Source organism: Photobacterium sp. DNB22_13_2, assembly GCF_052873915.1.
In genome coordinates this window covers 1-235 of record NZ_JBNNXU010000300.1, presented here as the reverse complement: position 1 = coordinate 235, position 235 = coordinate 1, and the positions used below count along the sequence as shown (strand labels likewise).

At 55.3% G+C, this 235-nt stretch carries 1 protein-coding gene; it reads right to left on the bottom strand.

Annotated features, from left to right (window positions below):
• Nucleotides 1–105: 105 nt before the first annotated feature.
• Nucleotides 106–228 (bottom strand): conjugal transfer nickase/helicase domain-containing protein, encoded by a 123-nt coding sequence (locus ACVA58_RS28725; RefSeq protein WP_446513629.1) that lies wholly within the window; start codon nt 226–228, stop codon nt 106–108.
• Nucleotides 229–235: the final 7 nt, after the last annotated feature.

Sequence of the window (235 nt, the reverse complement as noted above, 5' to 3'; positions counted from 1 at the left end):
GGTCAAGGCGGTGGACCAACTCGTCAAGTCGTTCGAGCCTCTTCGGATCGACTGAAGCCTGCCACCCGTTCAAACAGAACGTGTGGCACTTCCCCTCTTAGTCGGCTATTTGAGCGACAGATAAGGATTGTTCGGTGGAACGGCATCGAATATGTGCGATGGGTCTTCGAGCAAATAGCCATGCACCTGGCGCGTTTTGCGCGGTCCCATGACCTCGCACGTCCTGATGTTCAGA